The organism is Bacillus cereus group sp. MYBK139-1 (assembly GCF_051916915.1).
GTDB lineage: Bacteria > Bacillota > Bacilli > Bacillales > Bacillaceae_G > Bacillus_A > Bacillus_A pacificus.
Genome location: NZ_JBQAHO010000012.1, coordinates 1 through 20,104, shown reverse-complemented (window position 1 = coordinate 20,104; position 20,104 = coordinate 1). Strand labels below are relative to the sequence as shown.

Genomic DNA, 20,104 nt, shown 5'->3' with positions numbered 1-20,104 from the left:
TTAGCTAGTATAAATGTATGGGGGGATTTACGTGAATAATGGTTACTCACCTATGTCTTCTAATCAACAAAATGTTTCTGTAGAGCATGATATTATTATGCGTGGCAGACGTGTAATTGATATTACCGGTGTAAAGCAGGTAGAGAGTTTTGATAGCGAAGAGTTTTTACTTGAGACTGTAATGGGCTTTTTAACAATTCGTGGTCAAAATTTGCAAATGAAAAATTTAGATGTAGAAAAAGGTGTTGTATCGATTAAAGGGAAAGTTCATGAGATGCTGTATATTGATGAGAATCAAGGGGAGAAAACTAAAGGCTTCTTTAGTAAGTTGTTTAAATGAGTCTAACAATTCAGTTGTATACGATGCTCTCAATGATCGGAATGGGTGCTTGGATTGGAGCGTCTTTAGATACATACCAACGATTTTTAAAACGTCAAGAACGTAAGCGTTGGATTGTATTTATACATGATATACTATTTTGGATTGTCCAAGCATTATTCGTTTTTTACGTATTGCTTCTTGTAAATGAAGCTGAACTACGTATATATGTATTTTTAGCATTATTATGTGGTTTTGCGGCATATCAAAGCATGTTGAAAGCAATATACATGAGACTGTTAAATTTTCTCATCTATATTTTTGTGCAAACAACACACTTTTTTGTTCAAATTATACAGCTACTCATGATAAAACCTGTTATTATTATAGCGCAGCTATTTATTGCATTTATATTATTCTTATTTCGTATACTGCTTTCAATTGGACATGTGTTATGGAAAATGGTGATTTGGATATTACTTTTCATATGGAAAGTTTTTTTCTGGCCTGTTCGATTTATTGCTTCGCTCATATGGAAACTTCTCCCTAATCGTGTTAAACTTTTTATAATGAAGCATGTAGGGTTCCTGCAATATATAGCAAAATTGAAGGGACATATCTTCCAATTATGGGAGCGTATAAAAAAGAAGTTAGGGGGACCTCGGAAATGAGGGAACTGAGACAAAGAACAATCGAAAAACAGAGTCCAAATCCTGTTAAAGAGCATATAATACAAACGGATGAGAACAGGAAGCGACTTTATCGCCGTTTAGCGGTTTTTCTTGTCTTTGCTTTTACAATTATTGCGAGTATTAGTGTAACGTTTTATCAACAAAACAGTTCCATTAAAGCAAAAGAAGCAAAAGTTAAGGACATGAAAAAAGAACTGGATTCATTAACGAACAAAGAAAAGAGTCTAAAAGACGAAGTTCAAAAGTTAAATGATGAAGAGTACGTATTAAAGATTGCTAGAAGGGATTATTTCTTCTCTGGAAAAGGGGAGATAATTTTTCCTGTTTCTAAGTAGAGTATGTCTTATTGACACTATATTTTAGGATTATATATAATAAAGTAAAATTTGACTTTTTAACCACTAAGGAGGAGCATTTTTTTTATGTCAATCGAGGTAGGCAGCAAGTTACAGGGTAAAGTAACAGGTATTACAAATTTTGGGGCTTTTGTGGAGCTGCCAGAAGGCTTAACGGGTCTTGTTCATATTAGTGAAGTTGCTGATAATTATGTGAAAGATATTAACGATCACTTAAAAGTGGGCGACCAAGTAGAAGTAAAAGTTATTAACGTTGAAAAAGATGGTAAGATCGGTCTATCTATTAAAAAAGCGAAAGAGCGTGAAAAAACAGAAGGAGATCGTCCACGTGGTGAATACCAACGCGGTGGTGATCAACAACGTTCTGGACGTCCACAACGTAATCGTTCTTTCAACAGAGATAACCGTGGTGGCGGTAACGACCGTGCTCCAAAAGAAACATTCGAGCAAAAGATGGCACGTTTCTTAAAGGATAGCGAAGATCGTTTAACTTCTTTAAAGCGTAACACTGAATCTAAACGTGGTGGCCGTGGCGCACGTCGCGGATAATAAGAACGTTTAATTCTTAGAATATAGAGAGGTGCCCAGGGCGATTGCTCAGGGTGCTTTTTTATATGTGAAAATATATTTTTAAAAAAGTTTTCAAGATGTGTTGACTTTAAATTATATCTGAGGTAAGATACTAATTGTCCGTTAAATAAGACGACATGGCGGTGTAGCTCAGCTGGCTAGAGCGTACGGTTCATACCCGTGAGGTCGGGGGTTCGATCCCCTCCGCCGCTATATTTAATTTAACGGCCCGTTGGTCAAGTGGTTAAGACACCGCCCTTTCACGGCGGTAACACGGGTTCGAATCCCGTACGGGTCATCTAAAAAGATCATGCAAATGCGCATGATCTTTTTTTGTTAAATAAATTAAGACATACAACACTTCTACAAAATCACCCTATATTTTCTGAATGTTCGATTAAAATATTAAAAATAAAATACATACTGTGTATATATGTAGAGTTATTTCGAATAAAAAGTCGAACGATTATAAAAGTGAAAACTGTTGTTTTGACAAAAATCCCAATAATCATCTTTTATAATGACAGTAATTAAACTATGCAGGTGGTGTTAAAAATATGCCTAAAGCAGGAAGGAATACTATGAATACAAGTACATTGGCAATGAATGAAGGTCAGCTTGGAGGAGTAAAGTGGACGAGTAAGTTGCGAATGAAGTTTGAGCAAGTTTTCTTTAGATGGGGATTTATTATTGTTGTTATTGGTTTTCTTTTGGGACGAGCATATATATTAACAAACATTTTACCGTTTGCACTGCCGTTTTTTGCTGCTGTTTATGTTATGAAGCGGGATAAAATGCCGCTCGCGTTCTTGGCCCTAATGGGGGGCGCACTTTCAGTTTCGATAGATAATTTATTCTTTACCTTTGCATCTATTTTTACTTTCTTCATTTATAATATCTTCTTTAGTCGGTTTACACGTAAAACTGTTGGACTTGTACCATTCCAAGTATTTATCTCCGCATTAACTGCACATTTAGTTGTCGTATATTTTGCACAACAAACTGTTACCATGTACGATTTACTCGTTAGTACGATTGAGGCAGGGCTTAGCTTCGTATTAACTATGATATTTTTACAAAGTGTCCCGCTTTTAGTAGAAAGAAAAGGGAAACAACAAGCGTTAGAGACAGAAGAAATTGTTTGTTTAATTATATTACTAGCATCTGTTTTAACTGGTACAACAGATTGGTTCATATATGATGCTTCTATTCAACATATTTTTACTAGGTATTTAGTGCTTGTGTTTGCGTTTATCGCAGGAGCGGCTACAGGATCTACAGTAGGGGTCGTCACTGGGTTAATATTAAGTTTAGCAAATGTCTCTAGTTTGTCCCAACTTAGTCTGCTTGCTTTTTCTGGATTGCTCGGTGGTTTGTTAAAAGAAGGGAAACGCTTAGGTGTTAGTTTAGGTTTATTAATTGGGACAAGCTTGATTACGCTATATGTAGACAAGCAAACAAACATTGTGACAACTTTAATTGAATCTGGTGTGGCGATTGCTTTCTTTTTATTAACACCGAAACTTGTTATGGATCGTATTGCTAAATTTATGCCAGGCACACAGGAGCATTCGCAAGATCAACAACAGTATTTAAGAAGGATGCGTGATGTTACAGCGAATAAAATCAATCAATTTGCCAATGTATTTGCTGCTTTATCTAATAGCTTTTCTGTATATGGATATGTGGAGGCGGAAGATAAAGAGACGGAGGCAGATTTGTTTTTAAGTACAATTACTGCAAAAACATGTCAAACATGTTTTAAAAAGGACCAATGCTGGGTAGTTAATTTCGATAAAACGTACGATTATATGAAACAAATAATGAGCGAAACAGAAGAAGGAACTCTGCAGCATAATCGGAAGTTAGTTCGTGAATGGGACAAGCATTGTGTGAGAGGAAAGAAAGTGACGGATTTAGTAGCAGGTGAATTAGATCATTTCTATGAGGGACAAAAATTACGAAAACAAATGAAAGAAAATCGTAGAATAGTAGCGGAGCAATTGTTAGGTGTATCAAAAGTTATGGAGGATTTTGCCAAGGAGATACAAAGAGAAAGAGAAAATCATCAAGTACAGGAAGAGCAGATTCTGCAAGCATTTCGTGATTTTGGTGTAGAAATAGAGCATGTTGATATTTATTGTTTAGATAGAGGAAGTATTGATATTGAAATGTTGATTCCAGTTGCATCTAATGAACATGGAGAGTGTGAAAAATTAGTTGCACCAATGCTTTCTGATATCCTGAAGGAAAACATAGTTGTGAAACATGAAGAAAAATCTTCTTATCCGAACGGCCACAGTTTAATATCATTTGGTTCAGCAAAAACGTATTCCCTTGATACCGGCTTGGCCACAGCCGCGAAAGGCGGTGGGTTTGTTTCGGGTGATTCTTATGCAATGATGGATTTAAGTGTTGGGAAATATGCCCTTGCAATTAGTGATGGCATGGGAAATGGGCAAAGAGCTCATATGGAGAGTAAAGAAACAGTGAAATTATTACAAAAAATACTTCAGTCAGGCATTGATGAGGAGATAGCGATTAAATCTATTAACTCTATTCTTTCTTTAAGAACAACAGAAGAGATGTTTACGACATTAGACTTAGCTATGGTAGATTTGCGGGATGCGAGTGCGAAGTTTTTAAAGATTGGATCGACGCCGAGTTTTGTTAAACGTGCAAATAATATTTTGAAAATCGAAGCAAGTAATTTACCAATGGGAATTATTGAGGATGTTGAAGTTGATGTAGTGGGTGAGCAATTAAAAACAGGTGATATTCTTATTATGATGAGTGATGGGATTTTTGAGGGCGCGCAGCATGTGGAGAATCATGAATTATGGATGAAGCGGAAAATTAAAGAGTTACAAACTGAAGATCCGCAAGAAATTGCTGATATCATTATGGAAGAGGTGATTCGATCTGGCGATGGTTATATAAATGATGATATGACTATTGTAGTAGCGAAAGTGAAGAAAAATATGCCGAAGTGGGCTACCATTCCAATTGTAGGAATGCAAGCGCAATAAAGTGAAACTTGAAATATGATGTTTCTTTCTAAAAACCTAGGTGGATGCCTAGGTTTTTTTGCTTTAAAAGATAATATTATTATTTTTGTGAATATGTACGAATGATGTAAGATAAAAATGTAATTTTTGTATATCTTTTTTTTGCACAATGTTTGTAAAAGTTGTACCATTATAAACAAGGTAACTAACGTTGCTGTTCTTGTTTAATGAAAGGTGATTACGAAGTTGAAAGATACATTTGTTGAAAAGGTAGATGACTTTGTAAAGCAGCATGATGTATTAAAGGAACGCTCAACAATTGTTGTAGGTGTTTCTGGTGGTCCTGACTCTGTGGCTCTTCTATATTATTTGTTAGAAAAAAGAGCAGCAAAACAGTTTGAGATTGTAGTGGCGCATGTGGATCATATGTTTCGAGGTGATGAATCTCATGAGGACCTACAGTTTGTGCAAGACCTTTGTAAAGAGCTAGGAGTTATTTGCGAAACGATAAGGATTAATGTGTCGCAATATCAACAGCAATACGGGATGAATGCACAAGTTGCTGCTAGAGAATGCAGATATGCATTTTTGGAAAGAATAATGAAGAAATATGATGCGAGGTATGTAGCTCTTGGACATCATGGTGATGATCAAGTAGAGACAATTTTAATGCGCCTTGTACGAGGGAGTACTCCGAAAGGATATGCCGGCATTGCAGTGAAGCGTCCTTTTCATAATGGGTATTTAATTAGGCCGTTACTTGGAGTAACGAAGGAAGAGATTGTTGATTACTGTCATAAGTTAAAAATAATTCCTCGTATAGATCCAAGTAATAAAAAGGAAGTATATACAAGGAATCGATTACGTAAATATGTTCTTCCTCATTTGAAAGAAGAAAATCCACAAGTGCATGAGAAGTTCCAAAAATTTAGCATGCAGATGCAAGAGGATGAGGCGTATTTGCAGGAATTAGCTTTTGAGAAAATGAATAAAGTAATTACAAAAAAAAGTGATAAACAAATTAGCTTATCAATTCCTGCCTTTGAATCCATGTCTATGCCTTTACAAAGAAGAGGGATTCAACTAATATTAAACTATCTTTATGAATATAAGATTCCATCTTCTCTTTCCTCTATACATATTGACAAAGTGATTGAGTTTTTTAAGCGGACACAACCTTCGGGTTCACTTGATTTCCCAGGTGATTTAAAAATTGTTCGCGCATACGAGGAGTGCAGCTTTGGATTTAAACAAGAAATTGTTTCCCCTTTTTTACAAGATTTATCAGTGCCCGGGACAATTACGCTATCGAACGGGGATAAGCTTGTAACAGAGGTGAGCGAAGATATACCAAGTAACATGAATGAAACAGTTTTTGTTGCTAAGTATAATGATATATCATATCCACTTCGTATTCGTTCTAGAGAAAATGGAGATCGCATGTCAATACAAGGTATGAATGGCACCAAAAAGATAAAAGCTATTTTTATCGAAGCGAAAGTACCAAGAGAAAAAAGAGAAGAATGGCCGGTCGTTTGTGATGCAAGTGGGAACATTATTTGGATACCCTTGTTGAAACGATCTGCATTTGCTATCTCGAAAGAGGTAACAAAGAAAGATAAATATATGATTATTCACTACAAAAGCAAGGAGTCTTCCGGGAGGATAATGAAATGATGAATCAAGATATCGAAAAAGTATTAATTTCTGAAGAACAAATACAAGAAAAGGTGCTCGAGTTAGGTGCAATTATTGCAGAGGATTATAAAAATACAGTACCTCTTGCGATTGGTGTACTAAAGGGTGCAATGCCATTCATGGCAGATTTATTAAAGAGAACAGATACATATCTTGAAATGGATTTTATGGCTGTATCTAGTTACGGTCACTCAACTGTTTCAACAGGCGAAGTGAAAATTTTAAAAGACCTTGATACTTCTGTAGAAGGTCGCGATATTTTAATCGTTGAAGATATTATTGATAGTGGTCTTACGCTAAGCTACTTAGTAGACCTATTTAAATATCGTAAAGCGAAGTCTGTAAAAATTGTTACGTTATTAGATAAACCAACAGGCCGTAAGGTGGATTTGAAAGCGGATTATGTTGGATTTACTGTACCGCATGAATTTGTTGTAGGGTATGGATTAGATTATAAAGAGCAGTACCGTAATCTTCCTTATGTAGGAGTATTAAAACCAAGCGTTTACTCAAATTAATTAAATACAGGCGTCACAATTGTATAGGAAAGTTTTTCTATGTTACGATTTACTATAGTGTTTATGCCGTGAGAGGAGGTTAGGAATGAATCGTATCTTCCGTAATACCATCTTTTATTTACTGATATTCCTAGTAGTAATTGGAATCGTGAGCTATTTTAATGGTTCGACACAAAAAACGACATCAGTTAGCTACGATAAATTCATTACTAAACTAGAAAAAGGTGAAGTTCGTAATGTGCAACTTCAACCGAAAAATGGTGTGTTTGAGGTAAAAGGACAATTTAACAACTCTAGCCAAGGAGAACAATTTGTTACTTACGCACCAAATACTGAGGAATTACAAAAGAAAATTAATGACAAAGCGCAAGGTGCTGAAGTTAAGTATCAACCAGCAGAAGAAACAAGTGCTTGGGTAACATTCTTTACTTCTATCATTCCGTTTGTTATTATCTTCATTTTATTCTTCTTCTTGTTAAACCAAGCTCAGGGCGGCGGTAGCCGTGTTATGAACTTCGGGAAAAGTAAGGCGAAGTTATATAATGACGAAAAGAAAAAGGTTCGTTTCAGAGATGTTGCTGGGGCGGATGAAGAGAAACAAGAGCTTGTTGAGGTAGTTGAATTCTTGAAAGATCCTCGTAAGTTCGCTGAAGTTGGTGCCCGTATTCCGAAGGGTGTTCTATTAGTTGGACCTCCAGGTACAGGTAAAACTTTATTAGCACGTGCTGTTGCAGGTGAGGCAGGCGTTCCGTTCTTCTCTATCAGTGGTTCTGACTTCGTAGAGATGTTCGTCGGTGTCGGTGCATCACGTGTACGTGATTTATTCGAAAATGCAAAGAAAAATGCTCCTTGTATCATTTTCATTGATGAAATTGATGCAGTAGGACGTCAACGTGGTGCAGGTCTTGGTGGTGGCCATGATGAGCGCGAGCAAACGTTGAACCAATTACTTGTTGAAATGGATGGCTTCGGTGCAAACGAAGGTATTATTATCATCGCTGCGACAAACCGTCCTGATATTCTTGACCCAGCATTATTACGTCCAGGTCGTTTTGACCGTCAAATTACAGTAGATCGTCCAGATGTAAATGGCCGTGAAGCTGTACTGAAAGTACATGCTCGTAATAAACCGCTTGATGAGAATATCAACTTAAGAGCAATTGCAACTCGTACACCGGGATTCTCTGGTGCCGATCTTGAAAACTTATTAAACGAAGCTGCGTTAGTAGCTGCGCGTCAAGATAAGAAGAAAATTGATATGAGTGACATTGATGAAGCAACGGATCGTGTTATTGCAGGTCCGGCTAAGAAAAGTCGTGTTATCTCTGAAAAAGAACGTAATATCGTTGCTTTCCATGAAGCAGGCCATACTGTAATTGGTGTTGTTCTTGATGAAGCAGATGTCGTTCATAAAGTAACAATTGTCCCTCGTGGTCAAGCTGGTGGATATGCAGTAATGCTTCCGAAAGAAGATCGTTACTTCATGACAAAGCCAGAGTTACTTGATAAAATTACTGGTTTACTTGGTGGTCGAGTAGCCGAGGAGATTGTATTTGGTGAAGTGAGTACAGGTGCTCACAACGACTTCCAACGTGCGACTGGCATTGCAAGACGTATGGTAACGGAATTTGGTATGAGTGATAAGCTTGGACCAATGCAATTTGGTAGCTCACAAGGTGGTCAAGTGTTCTTAGGAAGAGACTTCCATTCAGAACAAAACTACAGTGATGCAATTGCACACGACATCGATGTGGAAATGCAAACGATTATGAAAGAATGTTATGCTCGTGCAAAAGACATTCTTACTGAAAATCGTGATAAGTTAGATCTTATTGCAAAAACGTTACTTGAAGTAGAAACGTTAGATGCTGAGCAAATCAATCATTTATGTGATTATGGCAGATTGCCAGAACGTCCAACATCTTCAGCTGATGTGAAAGTAAACATCAACATGAAGAAGGATGATGAAGAATCAGAAGATAAGTAAGAAATGAAGGAGTGACGGTGGTCACTCCTTTTTTTTATTTGTGTAACGAAATGAAGTAGAAAAAGAATTTAAATAAATCTGGTATTAAAAATTGAAATAGGGAGTAATCTTTTTGTAAAATGATGAGGACAGAAAAGCTGATTATATAAGTATGTGTGATATGATGTTTTTATAAGTTTTATACATACTGCACAAATATAGATTAAATAAGATAAGTGGTGAGAATATGATTTTTGTATTGGATGTAGGGAACACAAATGCTGTACTGGGCGTGTTTGAAGAGGGGGAACTTCGTCAACATTGGCGCATGGAAACAGATCGTCATAAGACAGAAGATGAATATGGAATGCTTGTAAAACAGTTGCTTGAGCATGAGGGTCTTTCGTTTGAAGATGTAAAAGGTATTATCGTGTCTTCAGTCGTACCACCAATTATGTTTGCTTTAGAGCGCATGTGTGAAAAGTATTTTAAAATTAAGCCGCTTGTAGTAGGTCCTGGAATAAAAACAGGGCTAAATATTAAATATGAAAATCCACGTGAAGTAGGTGCGGATCGAATCGTAAATGCAGTAGCAGGAATTCACTTATATGGAAGTCCGCTTATTATTGTCGATTTTGGTACGGCTACTACATATTGTTATATTAACGAAGAAAAGCATTATATGGGTGGCGTTATTACACCGGGAATTATGATTTCAGCAGAGGCTTTATATAGTAGAGCGGCAAAACTTCCTCGTATTGAAATTACAAAACCAAGCAGTGTTGTTGGGAAGAATACGGTAAGTGCGATGCAATCTGGTATTCTTTATGGTTATGTTGGACAAGTGGAAGGTATTGTTAAGCGCATGAAAGAGGAAGCTAAACAAGAACCAAAAGTTATTGCAACAGGTGGATTAGCGAAATTAATTTCAGAAGAATCGAATGTAATTGATGTTGTAGATCCATTCTTAACATTAAAAGGTTTGTATATGTTATACGAGCGTAATGCAAATTTACAGCATGAGAAAGGTGAATAAATAAGTATGAAAGATTATTTAGTAAAAGCGTTAGCGTTTGATGGTGAAGTGCGTGCGTATAGTGTACGTACTACAAATACGGTAAGTGAGGCGCAAAGACGTCATGATACATGGAGAACAGCTTCAGCGGCACTTGGTCGTTCTTTAACTGCAGGTACAATGATGGGTGCAATGTTAAAAGGTGACCAAAAGCTAACGATTAAGGTAGAAGGTAATGGTCCAATTGGTCCTATCTTAGTAGATGCTCATGCAAATGGGGATGTGCGTGGTTATGTAACGAATCCACATGTTGACTTTGAAGGAACAGAACAAGGGAAATTACGTGTATATCAGGCGGTAGGTACTGAAGGATTTGTAACGGTAATTAAAGATATTGGTATGCGTGAGCCGTTTATTGGTCAATCTCCAATTGTTTCAGGAGAATTAGGAGAAGACTTCACATATTATTTTGCAGTTTCTGAGCAGACGCCTTCTTCTGTAGGTGTTGGTGTCCTTGTAAATGGAGATGATAGCATATTAGCAGCGGGTGGATTTATTCTTCAAATTATGCCAGGTGCACAGGAAGAAACAATTTCATTCATTGAAGAGCGTTTACAGAAGATCCCTCCTGTATCAACATTGATCGAACAAGGGCTTTCTCCAGAAGAGTTACTGTATGCAGTCCTTGGAGAAGATAAGGTAAAAGTATTAGAAACGATGGATGTTCAATTTAATTGCACATGCTCTCGCGAACGTATCGAGAGTGTGTTAATTAGTTTAGGTAAAACGGAGTTAGAGCAAGTTCGTGAAGAAGAAGAAGAAACAGAAGTTCATTGTCATTTCTGTAATGAGCGATACAAGTTCTCTAAAGAAGATATTACAAATTTAATTGAGAATTTGTAATAAGGCAATTCCCCCTCTAAATACATTGACAAACAGGGAATTTTCTGACAAAATCTAAATATAGATAAAACCAATAAAAATACTCGGTGTTAGGAGTGACAGGAATGCGAGTGGCACAATCAGTTTCAGAATTAATCGGGAAAACGCCGATCGTTAAGTTGAACCGCATCGTAGAATCAGACAGCGCAGATATATACTTAAAATTAGAATTTATGAATCCAGGGAGCAGTGTTAAAGATCGTATTGCATTAGCTATGATTGAAGATGCTGAGAAAAAAGGATTATTAAAAGAAGGCGATACAATCATTGAACCGACAAGTGGTAACACAGGAATTGGTTTAGCGATGGTAGCAGCTGCTAAAGGATATAAGGCAATTTTAGTAATGCCAGAAACAATGAGTATTGAACGTCGTAATTTATTACGTGCTTATGGTGCGGAATTAGTATTGACTCCAGGTCCTGAAGGAATGGGTGGAGCAATTCGTAAAGCGACTGAATTAGCAAAAGAGAATGGTTACTTTATACCACAACAGTTCAAAAACCAATCGAATCCAGAAATTCACCGTTTAACAACAGGTCCAGAAATTGTTGAACAAATGGGCGACCAATTAGATGCGTTTATTGCAGGTATTGGTACGGGTGGAACGATTACTGGTGCTGGTGAAGTGCTGAAGGAAGCGTATAAAGATATTAAAATTTATGCAGTAGAACCTGCGGATTCACCAGTATTATCTGGTGGGAAACCAGGTCCACATAAAATCCAAGGAATTGGGGCTGGATTTATCCCAGAGACATTGGATGTAGAAGTATATGATGAAATTGTTCAAGTGAAAACGGAGCAAGCGTTTGAATATGCAAGAAGAGTGGCGAAAGAGGAGGGTATTCTAGTTGGTATCTCTTCTGGAGCAGTTATTTATGCAGCAACAGAAATTGCGAAAAAGTTAGGCAAAGGGAAAAAGGTACTTGTTATTATCCCAAGTAACGGTGAACGTTATTTAAGTACACCACTTTATCAATTTGAGTCTTAATTATATGTGATTGAAAAAGCATCCTTGAAAAAGGATGCTTTTTCTTTTTGGATTGGAAATAGGAAAAGAGTGAATGACTAGAAAACTTCATGTAAAATAAGAGGTAGTATAATTAATTTATTTTCACTAGCCCTCGAGGATAATCATTCTCCATATACATAACACATGTAGTTTGAAATGATTAATCTAAAAGGGTGGGATAAAAGAAGACGGGGTGTTGATATGCAACGAAGAAAATCTTTAGCGCTTTCTATTCCATATCAGTTAGATTTCTTTAAGCAATATAAATTTCTTTCTAAGGATAAACCGCAACATATTTTGTTAGAGAGTGGGCGTGGCGGTCGTTATAACATTGTGGGGTTAAACCCGGTAGCGGTAATCCGAGGGAAGGGTGAAACGTTACATATAAGTGAAAGTGGTAAGGAAACAATAAAGCAAGGAAACCCATTAGATTTAATGCAGGAATATATGGAGCGATGGAAAACGGATTATAATCCGGAATACCCGCCTTTTCAAGGTGGTGCAATTGGTTATTTTAGTTATGATTGCATCCGTTATATTGAAAAGCTTCCTTCTCTTGCGGAGGATGATATTAATATACCTGATATATTCTTTTTATTATTTGATGATGTATTTGTGTATGATCAAGAAGAAAAATTATTATGGATTATTACACATTATGTAGATAAGCATGAAGAGGCAAAAGAACGATTAAATGAATGGAAGGTTCTTTGGACGACAGAAGCGCCAGAAGTGACTATGCCGTTTGCGTGCCCTGAAAAGAAAAGTGAAGCAGTTGCTTTTACTGAAGAAGGTTTTATGAAGGCAGTTGAATGTATTCAAGAATATATTGGGGCTGGTGATGTGTTCCAAGTAAACTTGTCAACAAGACAAGAAAGAACGTTACAAACACATCCACTAGAAATTTATACAAGTCTTCGCGAAATTAATCCATCTCCATATATGGGTTACTTGGAGCTTGGGGATTTTCAAATTGTTAGTGGATCGCCGGAGTTGTTAATTAAGAAACAAGGAACTGAAGTAAGTACAAGACCGATTGCTGGAACGAGATCTAGAGGAGCGAATGAGCAAGAGGATGAAGAGTTGGCAAGAGAATTAATTGAGAATGAAAAAGAAAGAGCAGAACACGTTATGCTTGTGGATTTAGAACGAAATGATTTAGGGCGTGTTTGTAAATATGGCACTGTAGAAGTAGATGAATTTATGGTAATTGAGAAATACTCACACGTTATGCATATTGTTTCTAATGTGCGTGGTGAGGTGGAAAAAGATAAAGATGCTTTTGATTTAGTGAAGGCTGTGTTCCCTGGGGGGACAATTACTGGAGCCCCGAAAATACGTACGATGGAAATTATTGAAGAATTAGAACCTGTTCGCAGAGGGATTTATACAGGTTCAATCGGTTGGATTGGTTATTCTGGAGATACAGAATTGAATATCGTGATTAGGACACTTCTTGCTAAAGATGGAAAAGCGCATGTACAAGCAGGAGCGGGAATTGTAATTGATTCAAATCCGGAAAATGAATATAAAGAGTCGTTAAAAAAGGCGATTGCTTTATGGCGTGCAAAAGAACGTAGCGAAGAAACGGTTAGGTGAGAGAAATGATATTAATGATTGATAATTATGATTCTTTTACATTTAATTTAGTACAGTTTCTTGGAGAACTTGGACAAGATCTTGTTGTTAAACGTAACGATGAAGTGACTATTTCAGATATTGAGAATATGAAACCAGACTTTTTAATGATTTCGCCAGGTCCATGTAGTCCGAATGAGGCAGGGATTAGTATGGAGGTTATTCGATACTTTGCTGGAAAAATTCCGATTTTTGGGGTTTGTCTTGGGCATCAATCTATTGCGCAAGTGTTTGGTGGAGAGGTTGTCCGTGCAGAGCGATTAATGCATGGGAAAACATCGCTTATGCATCATGATGAGAAGACGATTTTTTCGGATATCCCTAATCCGTTTACCGCGACGCGCTATCATTCCCTTATTGTTAAGAAAGAGACGTTACCTGATTGTTTAGAGGTAACGTCTTGGACAGAAAAAGGGGAAATTATGGCGCTTCGTCATACAACATTACCGATTGAAGGTGTACAGTTCCATCCGGAATCTATTATGACTTCTCATGGGAAAGAGCTGTTGCAGAACTTCATTCGTAAATATAGTTCAAGTGTGACATCATGTTAATTTACGTAAATGGTCAGTATGTAGAAGCGGGTGAAGCGAGAATTTCGCCATATGACCACGGTTATTTATATGGACTTGGAGTTTTTGAGACGTTTCGTATTTATAACGGTCATCCTTTCTTATTGGATGATCATTATGACCGTTTAATAAATGCGCTGGATACGTTGCAAATTAAATGGTCGATGACGAAAGATGAAGTAATGCTTATTTTGAAGAATTTACTCGTTAAGAATAAATTAGAGCATGCGTATGTCCGTTTTAATGTATCGGCGGGTATAGATGAAATTGGATTGCAAACAGAAATGTATGAAGAGCCGTCTATTATTGTTTTTATAAAACCTTTAGCGGCCCCGGGAGATGTAGTGGAAAAAGAAGGGGTTGTCTTAAATCAAGTGAGAAATACACCAGAGGGTGCATCTCGCTTGAAGTCTCACCATTATTTAAATAACATTTTGGGGAAACGCGAAATAGGCAATGTTGTGAATAAGGAAGGTATTTTCCTTACTGAAACAGGTTATGTTGCAGAGGGAATTGTTTCGAATCTCTTTTTTGTAAAAGGTGATATTTTATATACACCTTCTTTAAAAACGGGGATTTTAAATGGTATCACTCGTGCGTTTATTATAAAGGTTGCTGAAAAGATGGGTATAGAAGTAAAGGAAGGTCTCTTTACAAAAAATGAATTACTTTCAGCCGATGAAGTCTTCGTAACAAACTCGATTCAAGAAATTGTTCCGCTTAATCGTATAGAGGGGCGAGATTTCCCGGGTAAAGTAGGTTTGGTTACAAAAAGGTTTATGAATCTTTATGAAATGCAGAGAGAGAAATTGTGGAGCAGAAATGAATTACGAAGAGGAGATGTGTAGTTTGGAGTGGGATTATGATTTGCGCTGCGGCGAATATACATTGAACTTAAATGAAAAAACGTTAATTATGGGGATTTTAAATGTAACACCAGATTCGTTTTCTGATGGTGGGAGTTACAACGAGGTAGATGCTGCAGTACGCCACGCGAAAGAAATGCGAGATGAAGGTGCTCATATTATTGATATTGGTGGCGAATCTACTCGTCCGGGCTTTGCTAAAGTATCGGTGGAAGAAGAAATAAAACGAGTTGTTCCAATGATTCAGGCTGTTTCAAAAGAGGTGAAATTGCCTATTTCTATCGACACGTATAAAGCGGAAGTTGCAAAGCAAGCAATTGAAGCTGGTGCTCATATTATTAATGATATTTGGGGAGCGAAGGCGGAACCAAAAATCGCTGAAGTTGCAGCTCATTACGATGTACCTATTATCTTAATGCATAATCGCGATAATATGAATTATCGTAATTTAATGGCTGATATGATTGCTGACTTATATGACAGTATTAAAATTGCTAAAGATGCTGGCGTGCGAGATGAGAATATCATTTTAGACCCAGGTATCGGTTTTGCTAAAACGCCTGAACAAAATTTAGAAGCGATGCGTAATTTAGAACAGTTAAACGTACTAGGTTATCCAGTTCTCTTAGGTACTTCGAGAAAGTCCTTTATTGGGCATGTGCTAGATTTACCGGTAGAAGAACGTCTTGAGGGGACGGGAGCTACCGTTTGTCTTGGTATTGAAAAGGGTTGTGAGTTTGTTCGTGTTCATGATGTGAAGGAAATGGCGCGTATGGCTAAGATGATGGATGCGATGATTGGTAAGGGGGTAAAGTAATTGGATAAAATTTATATTCATGATATGGAGTTTTACGGTTATCATGGTGTATTCCCAGAGGAAAATAAATTGGGCCAGAGATTTAAAGTGGACTTAACGGTGGAATTGGACTTGAAGCGAGCGGGAGAAAGTGATGACTTAGAGCAGTCTGTTAATTATGGAGAACTTTTCGAGTTATGTAGGAAAGTTGTAGAAGATAGAACATATAAGCTTGTAGAGAGTATTGCTGAAAATATTGCTACAGATATATTGAAACAATATGAGAGTATTTCAAGATGTACGATAAAGGTAATTAAACCAGATCCGCCGATACCGGGACATTATCGTGCTGTAGCGGTAGAAATTACGAGAGAACGTCCATGAATAATATAGCTTACATTGCATTAGGTTCAAATATTGGAGAACGTTATACGTATTTAACTGAAGCGATTCAGTTTCTGAATAAAAATCCTTATATCAAAGTTGAGGATGTTTCGTCTGTATATGAGACGGAACCGGTTGGCTATACTGACCAAAGTTGCTTTTTAAATTTAGTTATAAAAATTTCTACCAATTTATCACCGCAAGAATTATTGAAAGTAACGCAAAAAGTAGAAAATGATCTAGGAAGAAAAAGGGAAATTAGGTGGGGACCTAGGACTATCGACCTTGACATTTTACTATATAATCAAGAAAATATTGAAGCAGAGAATCTTATTGTTCCGCATCCGCGGATGTTCGAAAGAGCTTTTGTTATCGTTCCGTTGTTAGAGATTAATCAAGATATAAAACAAAACATTTCACGTTCACAAGTAGAAGAAATGAAAAGGCGAGAGGGAGTAACGGTATGGAAGCAGAAAAATGGGGAAGACGCATTCGTGCTTTTCGAAAACTAAAAGGTTACACGCAAGAAGGTTTTGCAAAAGAATTAGGGGTATCTGTATCTGTTTTAGGTGAAGTTGAGCGAGGGAATCGATCGCCTTCCCAAGACTTTGTAGTGGAAGTTGCTAAAGCATTAAAGGTCTCGATAGATGAGCTAATGCCAAAGTGACCATGAAGGAAGGAGTAAATCGAGTGTTAAAAATCGCAAATATTGAGATGAAAAATCCGGTTGTATTAGCACCGATGGCGGGAGTGTGTAACTCTGCATTCCGTTTGACAGTAAAAGAATTCGGTGCAGGCCTAGTTTGTGCTGAAATGGTAAGTGATAAGGCGATACTACTGAACAATAAAAGAACATTAGATATGCTATATATTGATGAGAGAGAAAAGCCATTAAGTTTACAAATTTTTGGTGGCGAGAAAGAAACTCTTGTAGATGCTGCGAAATACGTAGATCAATATACGACAGCAGACATCATTGATATTAATATGGGGTGCCCAGTACCAAAAATCGTTAAGTGTGATGCAGGAGCAAAGTGGCTTTTAGACCCAAATAAAATATATGAAATGGTAGCGGCAGTTGTAGATGCTGTAGAAAAACCAGTTACAGTTAAAATGCGTATTGGTTGGGATGAGGATCATATTTTCGCAATCGAGAATGCGAAGGCTGTTGAGCGTGCTGGTGGACAAGCGGTAGCAGTTCATGGGCGCACACGAGTACAAATGTATGAAGGAAAAGCGGATTGGGATATTATTAAACAAGTAAAGCAAGCTGTAAATATCCCGGTTATCGGAAATGGTGATGTCGCAACGCCACAAGATGCAAAGCGTATGCTTGATGAAATCGGTGTAGATGGTGTTATGATTGGCCGCGCTGCCCTTGGAGATCCATGGATGATTTATCGTACGGTAAAGTATTTAGAGACGGGTGAATTAATGCCAGAACCGACAGTACGTGAGAAAATTGACGTATGTATGTTGCATCTAGATCGTCTGATCGATTTAAAGAATGAAACTGTCGCTGTAAGAGAGATGAGAAAGCACGCAGCTTGGTATTTAAAGGGCATTCGTGGTAATGCAACTGTACGTAATGGTATCAATGCTTGTAATACGCGTGAAGACCTTGCGAATGTATTAGGTACATTTGTAGAAGAAGTAGAAGCGAAACAACAAACAATTCACGTTAGTTAATAATAGGAAGGGAAGATTGACATTCTTCTATACACTTCCTATAATTACGTGAAAGAAAGAAGAACTGCCAGTTAGTTGCTGGCAGTTTTTCTAGTTGAGTAGAAAATGCTATACTGTATATATTGTAAAAATTAATAGAGCTGGAGTGATATCAATACCATGGATAACATGAACCACGAAGAATTAAACGACCAATTGCTTGTTCGTCGTGAAAAGCTACATAATTTACGTGAGCAAGGGATCGATCCGTTCGGTAAACGTTTTGAACGTACAAATGCAACAAATGAATTGTTAAGCCTATATGGAGAGTTCTCTAAAGAAGAATTAGAGGAGAAAGAAATCTCTGTTTCTATTGCTGGTCGTATTATGACAAAACGCGGTAAAGGAAAAGCTGGATTTGCACATATTCAAGATTTACATGGACAAGTTCAAATTTACGTTCGTAAAGATGCTGTTGGAGATGAAGAGTACGAATTATTTAAAACAGCAGATTTAGGTGACTTAGTAGGTATTGAAGGTAAAATTTTCAAAACGAACGTTGGAGAACTTTCGGTGAAAGCAACGAGCTTTACGCTATTAACGAAATCTCTTCGTCCATTACCGGATAAATATCATGGGTTAAAAGATGTTGAACAACGCTACCGTCAACGTTACTTAGACTTAATTACAAGTATGGAAAGCCGTGAAACATTTGTTACTCGCAGTAAAATCATCCGTGAAATGAGAAGATACTTAGATGACAATGGTTATCTTGAAGTGGAAACACCTATGATGCACGCAATTGCAGGTGGAGCTTCTGCGCGTCCTTTCATCACGCACCATAATGCGTTAGATATGGAATTATATATGCGTATCGCAATTGAACTTCATTTAAAACGCCTTATTGTGGGTGGATTAGAAAAAGTTTATGAAATTGGCCGTGTATTCCGTAACGAGGGTGTATCAACTCGTCATAATCCCGAGTTTACGATGATTGAATTATATGAAGCGTATGCTGATTATAAAGATATTATGAAACTAACAGAAAATATGGTTGCTCATATCGCGAAGCAAGTACTAGGTACAACAACAATCCAGTATGGTGATTATGAAATTAATCTAGAACCAGAATGGACACGTCTTCATATGGTAGATGCAATTAAAGAACATTCTGGAGCAGATTTCTGGAATCCGATGAGTGTAGAAGAAGCGCGTGAACTTGCAAAAGAACATAATGTAGAAATTAAGGATACAATGGAAGTTGGTCATATTATTAATGAATTCTTCGAGCAAAAAGTAGAAGATAAATTAATCCAACCAACATTTATTTACGGTCATCCGGTAGAAATTTCGCCACTTGCGAAAAAGAATGACGAAGATCCACGATTCACAGATCGTTTCGAATTATTTATTGTTGCACGTGAACATGCAAATGCATTCACTGAATTAAATGATCCAATCGATCAGAAAGAACGTTTTGAAGCACAATTAAAAGAACGCGAACAAGGTAATGATGAAGCTCACATGATGGATGATGATTATATTGAAGCTCTTGAGTATGGTATGCCTCCTACAGGTGGACTAGGAATTGGTATTGATCGTCTTGTTATGTTATTAACGAATGCACCATCTATTCGTGACGTACTATTATTCCCTGCTATGCGTCATAAACAAGACTAAGCTTTGGAGATTTCTCCAAAGCTTTTTTTATTTGAGTATGAACGCGGGGCATTAGATGTCGATGTTGGGAGAAATTATATTTATATAGAAGAAAAGTGCTGTTTTTATACTTTTTTACTAAGTTAAAAATTTTATTAGAAAAACTATTGCATTTTAATAATCAAACTGGTATATTTATATTCGTTGCCACGAAAGGTAACAAGCAAAACAAACGAAAAACAACTTATTGAAAAAAGTTGTTGACGAAAATATAACGAAATGTTATATTAATAAAGTCGCTTCTGAGCGACGAAGCAGTTCTTTGAAAACTGAACGAAACAAACAACGTGAAACGTCAATTTTTATTTTATGATGCTAGACAAACTAACTTTATTGGAGAGTTTGATCCTGGCTCAGGATGAACGCT

At 37.0% G+C, this 20,104-nt stretch carries 20 protein-coding genes and 2 tRNA genes; all 22 read left to right on the top strand.

Features of this window, described 5'->3' with window-relative positions:
* Positions 1 to 31: 31 nt before the first annotated feature.
* A complete protein-coding gene (gene yabP / locus ACTFRS_RS27990) occupies positions 32 to 340 on the top strand; it encodes a sporulation protein YabP (RefSeq protein ID WP_001059101.1) in 309 nt (102 codons plus the stop codon).
* A complete protein-coding gene (yabQ, locus tag ACTFRS_RS27985; RefSeq protein WP_000059762.1) occupies positions 337 to 990 on the top strand; it encodes a spore cortex biosynthesis protein YabQ in 654 nt (217 codons plus the stop codon). Before yabP ends, yabQ begins: the two co-directional genes overlap by 4 nt.
* Positions 987 to 1,346: a cell division protein DivIC gene (gene divIC / locus ACTFRS_RS27980; protein WP_001208736.1), complete on the top strand. Its 360-nt coding sequence runs from the start codon at positions 987 to 989 to the stop codon at positions 1,344 to 1,346. Before yabQ ends, divIC begins: the two co-directional genes overlap by 4 nt.
* An 87-nt stretch (positions 1,347 to 1,433) precedes the next feature.
* A complete protein-coding gene (locus tag ACTFRS_RS27975; RefSeq protein WP_000021452.1) occupies positions 1,434 to 1,916 on the top strand; it encodes a S1 domain-containing RNA-binding protein in 483 nt (160 codons plus the stop codon).
* 160 nt (positions 1,917 to 2,076) lie between these two features.
* Positions 2,077 to 2,150: transfer RNA gene (locus ACTFRS_RS27970), tRNA-Met, on the top strand.
* A 13-nt stretch (positions 2,151 to 2,163) separates the two neighbouring features.
* A tRNA-Glu gene (locus tag ACTFRS_RS27965) sits at positions 2,164 to 2,235 on the top strand.
* Between the two features lie 259 nt (positions 2,236 to 2,494).
* Positions 2,495 to 4,966 carry a stage II sporulation protein E gene (gene spoIIE, locus ACTFRS_RS27960; RefSeq protein WP_139869788.1) on the top strand — a complete coding sequence of 824 codons (2,472 nt, stop codon included), beginning with the start codon at positions 2,495 to 2,497 and terminating at the stop codon, positions 4,964 to 4,966.
* A 225-nt stretch (positions 4,967 to 5,191) separates the two neighbouring features.
* On the top strand, positions 5,192 to 6,622 hold the full coding sequence (tilS, locus tag ACTFRS_RS27955) for a tRNA lysidine(34) synthetase TilS (RefSeq protein ID WP_139869789.1): 1,431 nt from the start codon (positions 5,192 to 5,194) through the stop codon (positions 6,620 to 6,622).
* Entirely contained in the window at positions 6,619 to 7,161 is a 543-nt protein-coding gene (gene hpt, locus ACTFRS_RS27950) for a hypoxanthine phosphoribosyltransferase (protein WP_000981838.1), read from the top strand. The genes tilS and hpt overlap by 4 nt, the downstream gene beginning before the upstream one ends.
* Before the next feature lie 85 nt (positions 7,162 to 7,246).
* Entirely contained in the window at positions 7,247 to 9,148 is a 1,902-nt protein-coding gene (gene ftsH / locus ACTFRS_RS27945) for an ATP-dependent zinc metalloprotease FtsH (protein ID WP_001079658.1), read from the top strand.
* A 226-nt stretch (positions 9,149 to 9,374) separates the two neighbouring features.
* Positions 9,375 to 10,163 carry a type III pantothenate kinase gene (locus ACTFRS_RS27940; RefSeq protein WP_000578367.1) on the top strand — a complete coding sequence of 263 codons (789 nt, stop codon included), beginning with the start codon at positions 9,375 to 9,377 and terminating at the stop codon, positions 10,161 to 10,163.
* A gap of 6 nt (positions 10,164 to 10,169) precedes the next feature.
* Positions 10,170 to 11,045, top strand: coding sequence for a redox-regulated molecular chaperone HslO (gene hslO / locus ACTFRS_RS27935; protein ID WP_000656366.1), 876 nt, complete (start codon positions 10,170 to 10,172; stop codon positions 11,043 to 11,045).
* A gap of 104 nt (positions 11,046 to 11,149) precedes the next feature.
* Positions 11,150 to 12,073 (top strand): cysteine synthase A, encoded by a 924-nt coding sequence (gene cysK, locus ACTFRS_RS27930; RefSeq protein WP_001261701.1) that lies wholly within the window; start codon positions 11,150 to 11,152, stop codon positions 12,071 to 12,073.
* A 222-nt stretch (positions 12,074 to 12,295) separates the two neighbouring features.
* Positions 12,296 to 13,693: an aminodeoxychorismate synthase component I gene (gene pabB / locus ACTFRS_RS27925; protein WP_139869790.1), complete on the top strand. Its 1,398-nt coding sequence runs from the start codon at positions 12,296 to 12,298 to the stop codon at positions 13,691 to 13,693.
* Positions 13,694 to 13,698: 5 nt separating this feature from the next.
* Positions 13,699 to 14,286, top strand: coding sequence for an aminodeoxychorismate/anthranilate synthase component II (gene pabA / locus ACTFRS_RS27920; RefSeq protein ID WP_440025859.1), 588 nt, complete (start codon positions 13,699 to 13,701; stop codon positions 14,284 to 14,286).
* A complete protein-coding gene (pabC, locus tag ACTFRS_RS27915) occupies positions 14,280 to 15,152 on the top strand; it encodes an aminodeoxychorismate lyase (protein ID WP_139869791.1) in 873 nt (290 codons plus the stop codon). The genes pabA and pabC overlap by 7 nt, the downstream gene beginning before the upstream one ends.
* A complete protein-coding gene (gene folP, locus ACTFRS_RS27910) occupies positions 15,127 to 15,987 on the top strand; it encodes a dihydropteroate synthase (protein ID WP_139869792.1) in 861 nt (286 codons plus the stop codon). Before pabC ends, folP begins: the two co-directional genes overlap by 26 nt.
* Positions 15,988 to 16,350 carry a dihydroneopterin aldolase gene (folB, locus tag ACTFRS_RS27905; protein ID WP_139869793.1) on the top strand — a complete coding sequence of 121 codons (363 nt, stop codon included), beginning with the start codon at positions 15,988 to 15,990 and terminating at the stop codon, positions 16,348 to 16,350.
* Complete coding sequence (gene folK, locus ACTFRS_RS27900; protein WP_001059445.1) at positions 16,347 to 16,862, top strand: 2-amino-4-hydroxy-6-hydroxymethyldihydropteridine diphosphokinase; 516 nt, start codon at positions 16,347 to 16,349, stop codon at positions 16,860 to 16,862. Before folB ends, folK begins: the two co-directional genes overlap by 4 nt.
* On the top strand, positions 16,814 to 17,017 hold the full coding sequence (locus tag ACTFRS_RS27895; RefSeq protein ID WP_000387027.1) for a helix-turn-helix domain-containing protein: 204 nt from the start codon (positions 16,814 to 16,816) through the stop codon (positions 17,015 to 17,017). Before folK ends, ACTFRS_RS27895 begins: the two co-directional genes overlap by 49 nt.
* A 23-nt stretch (positions 17,018 to 17,040) precedes the next feature.
* Positions 17,041 to 18,039, top strand: a complete 999-nt coding sequence (dusB, locus tag ACTFRS_RS27890; protein ID WP_139869794.1) for a tRNA dihydrouridine synthase DusB — start codon at positions 17,041 to 17,043, stop codon at positions 18,037 to 18,039.
* A gap of 159 nt (positions 18,040 to 18,198) precedes the next feature.
* Entirely contained in the window at positions 18,199 to 19,698 is a 1,500-nt protein-coding gene (gene lysS / locus ACTFRS_RS27885) for a lysine--tRNA ligase (protein WP_016716244.1), read from the top strand.
* The last annotated feature ends 406 nt before the right edge of the window (positions 19,699 to 20,104 follow it).

Coding starts and splice junctions, on each gene's coding strand:
- spoIIE (WP_139869788.1), top strand. CDS start 2,495: ATGCCTAAAGCAGGAAGGAATACTATGAATACAAGTACATTGGCAATG.
- folP (WP_139869792.1), top strand. CDS start 15,127: ATGAATTACGAAGAGGAGATGTGTAGTTTGGAGTGGGATTATGATTTG.
- ftsH (WP_001079658.1), top strand. CDS start 7,247: ATGAATCGTATCTTCCGTAATACCATCTTTTATTTACTGATATTCCTA.
- pabA (WP_440025859.1), top strand. CDS start 13,699: ATGATATTAATGATTGATAATTATGATTCTTTTACATTTAATTTAGTA.
- ACTFRS_RS27940 (WP_000578367.1), top strand. CDS start 9,375: ATGATTTTTGTATTGGATGTAGGGAACACAAATGCTGTACTGGGCGTG.
- yabQ (WP_000059762.1), top strand. CDS start 337: ATGAGTCTAACAATTCAGTTGTATACGATGCTCTCAATGATCGGAATG.
- ACTFRS_RS27975 (WP_000021452.1), top strand. CDS start 1,434: ATGTCAATCGAGGTAGGCAGCAAGTTACAGGGTAAAGTAACAGGTATT.
- pabC (WP_139869791.1), top strand. CDS start 14,280: ATGTTAATTTACGTAAATGGTCAGTATGTAGAAGCGGGTGAAGCGAGA.
- cysK (WP_001261701.1), top strand. CDS start 11,150: ATGCGAGTGGCACAATCAGTTTCAGAATTAATCGGGAAAACGCCGATC.
- folK (WP_001059445.1), top strand. CDS start 16,347: ATGAATAATATAGCTTACATTGCATTAGGTTCAAATATTGGAGAACGT.
- hslO (WP_000656366.1), top strand. CDS start 10,170: ATGAAAGATTATTTAGTAAAAGCGTTAGCGTTTGATGGTGAAGTGCGT.
- divIC (WP_001208736.1), top strand. CDS start 987: ATGAGGGAACTGAGACAAAGAACAATCGAAAAACAGAGTCCAAATCCT.
- ACTFRS_RS27895 (WP_000387027.1), top strand. CDS start 16,814: ATGGAAGCAGAAAAATGGGGAAGACGCATTCGTGCTTTTCGAAAACTA.
- hpt (WP_000981838.1), top strand. CDS start 6,619: ATGATGAATCAAGATATCGAAAAAGTATTAATTTCTGAAGAACAAATA.
- pabB (WP_139869790.1), top strand. CDS start 12,296: ATGCAACGAAGAAAATCTTTAGCGCTTTCTATTCCATATCAGTTAGAT.
- lysS (WP_016716244.1), top strand. CDS start 18,199: ATGGATAACATGAACCACGAAGAATTAAACGACCAATTGCTTGTTCGT.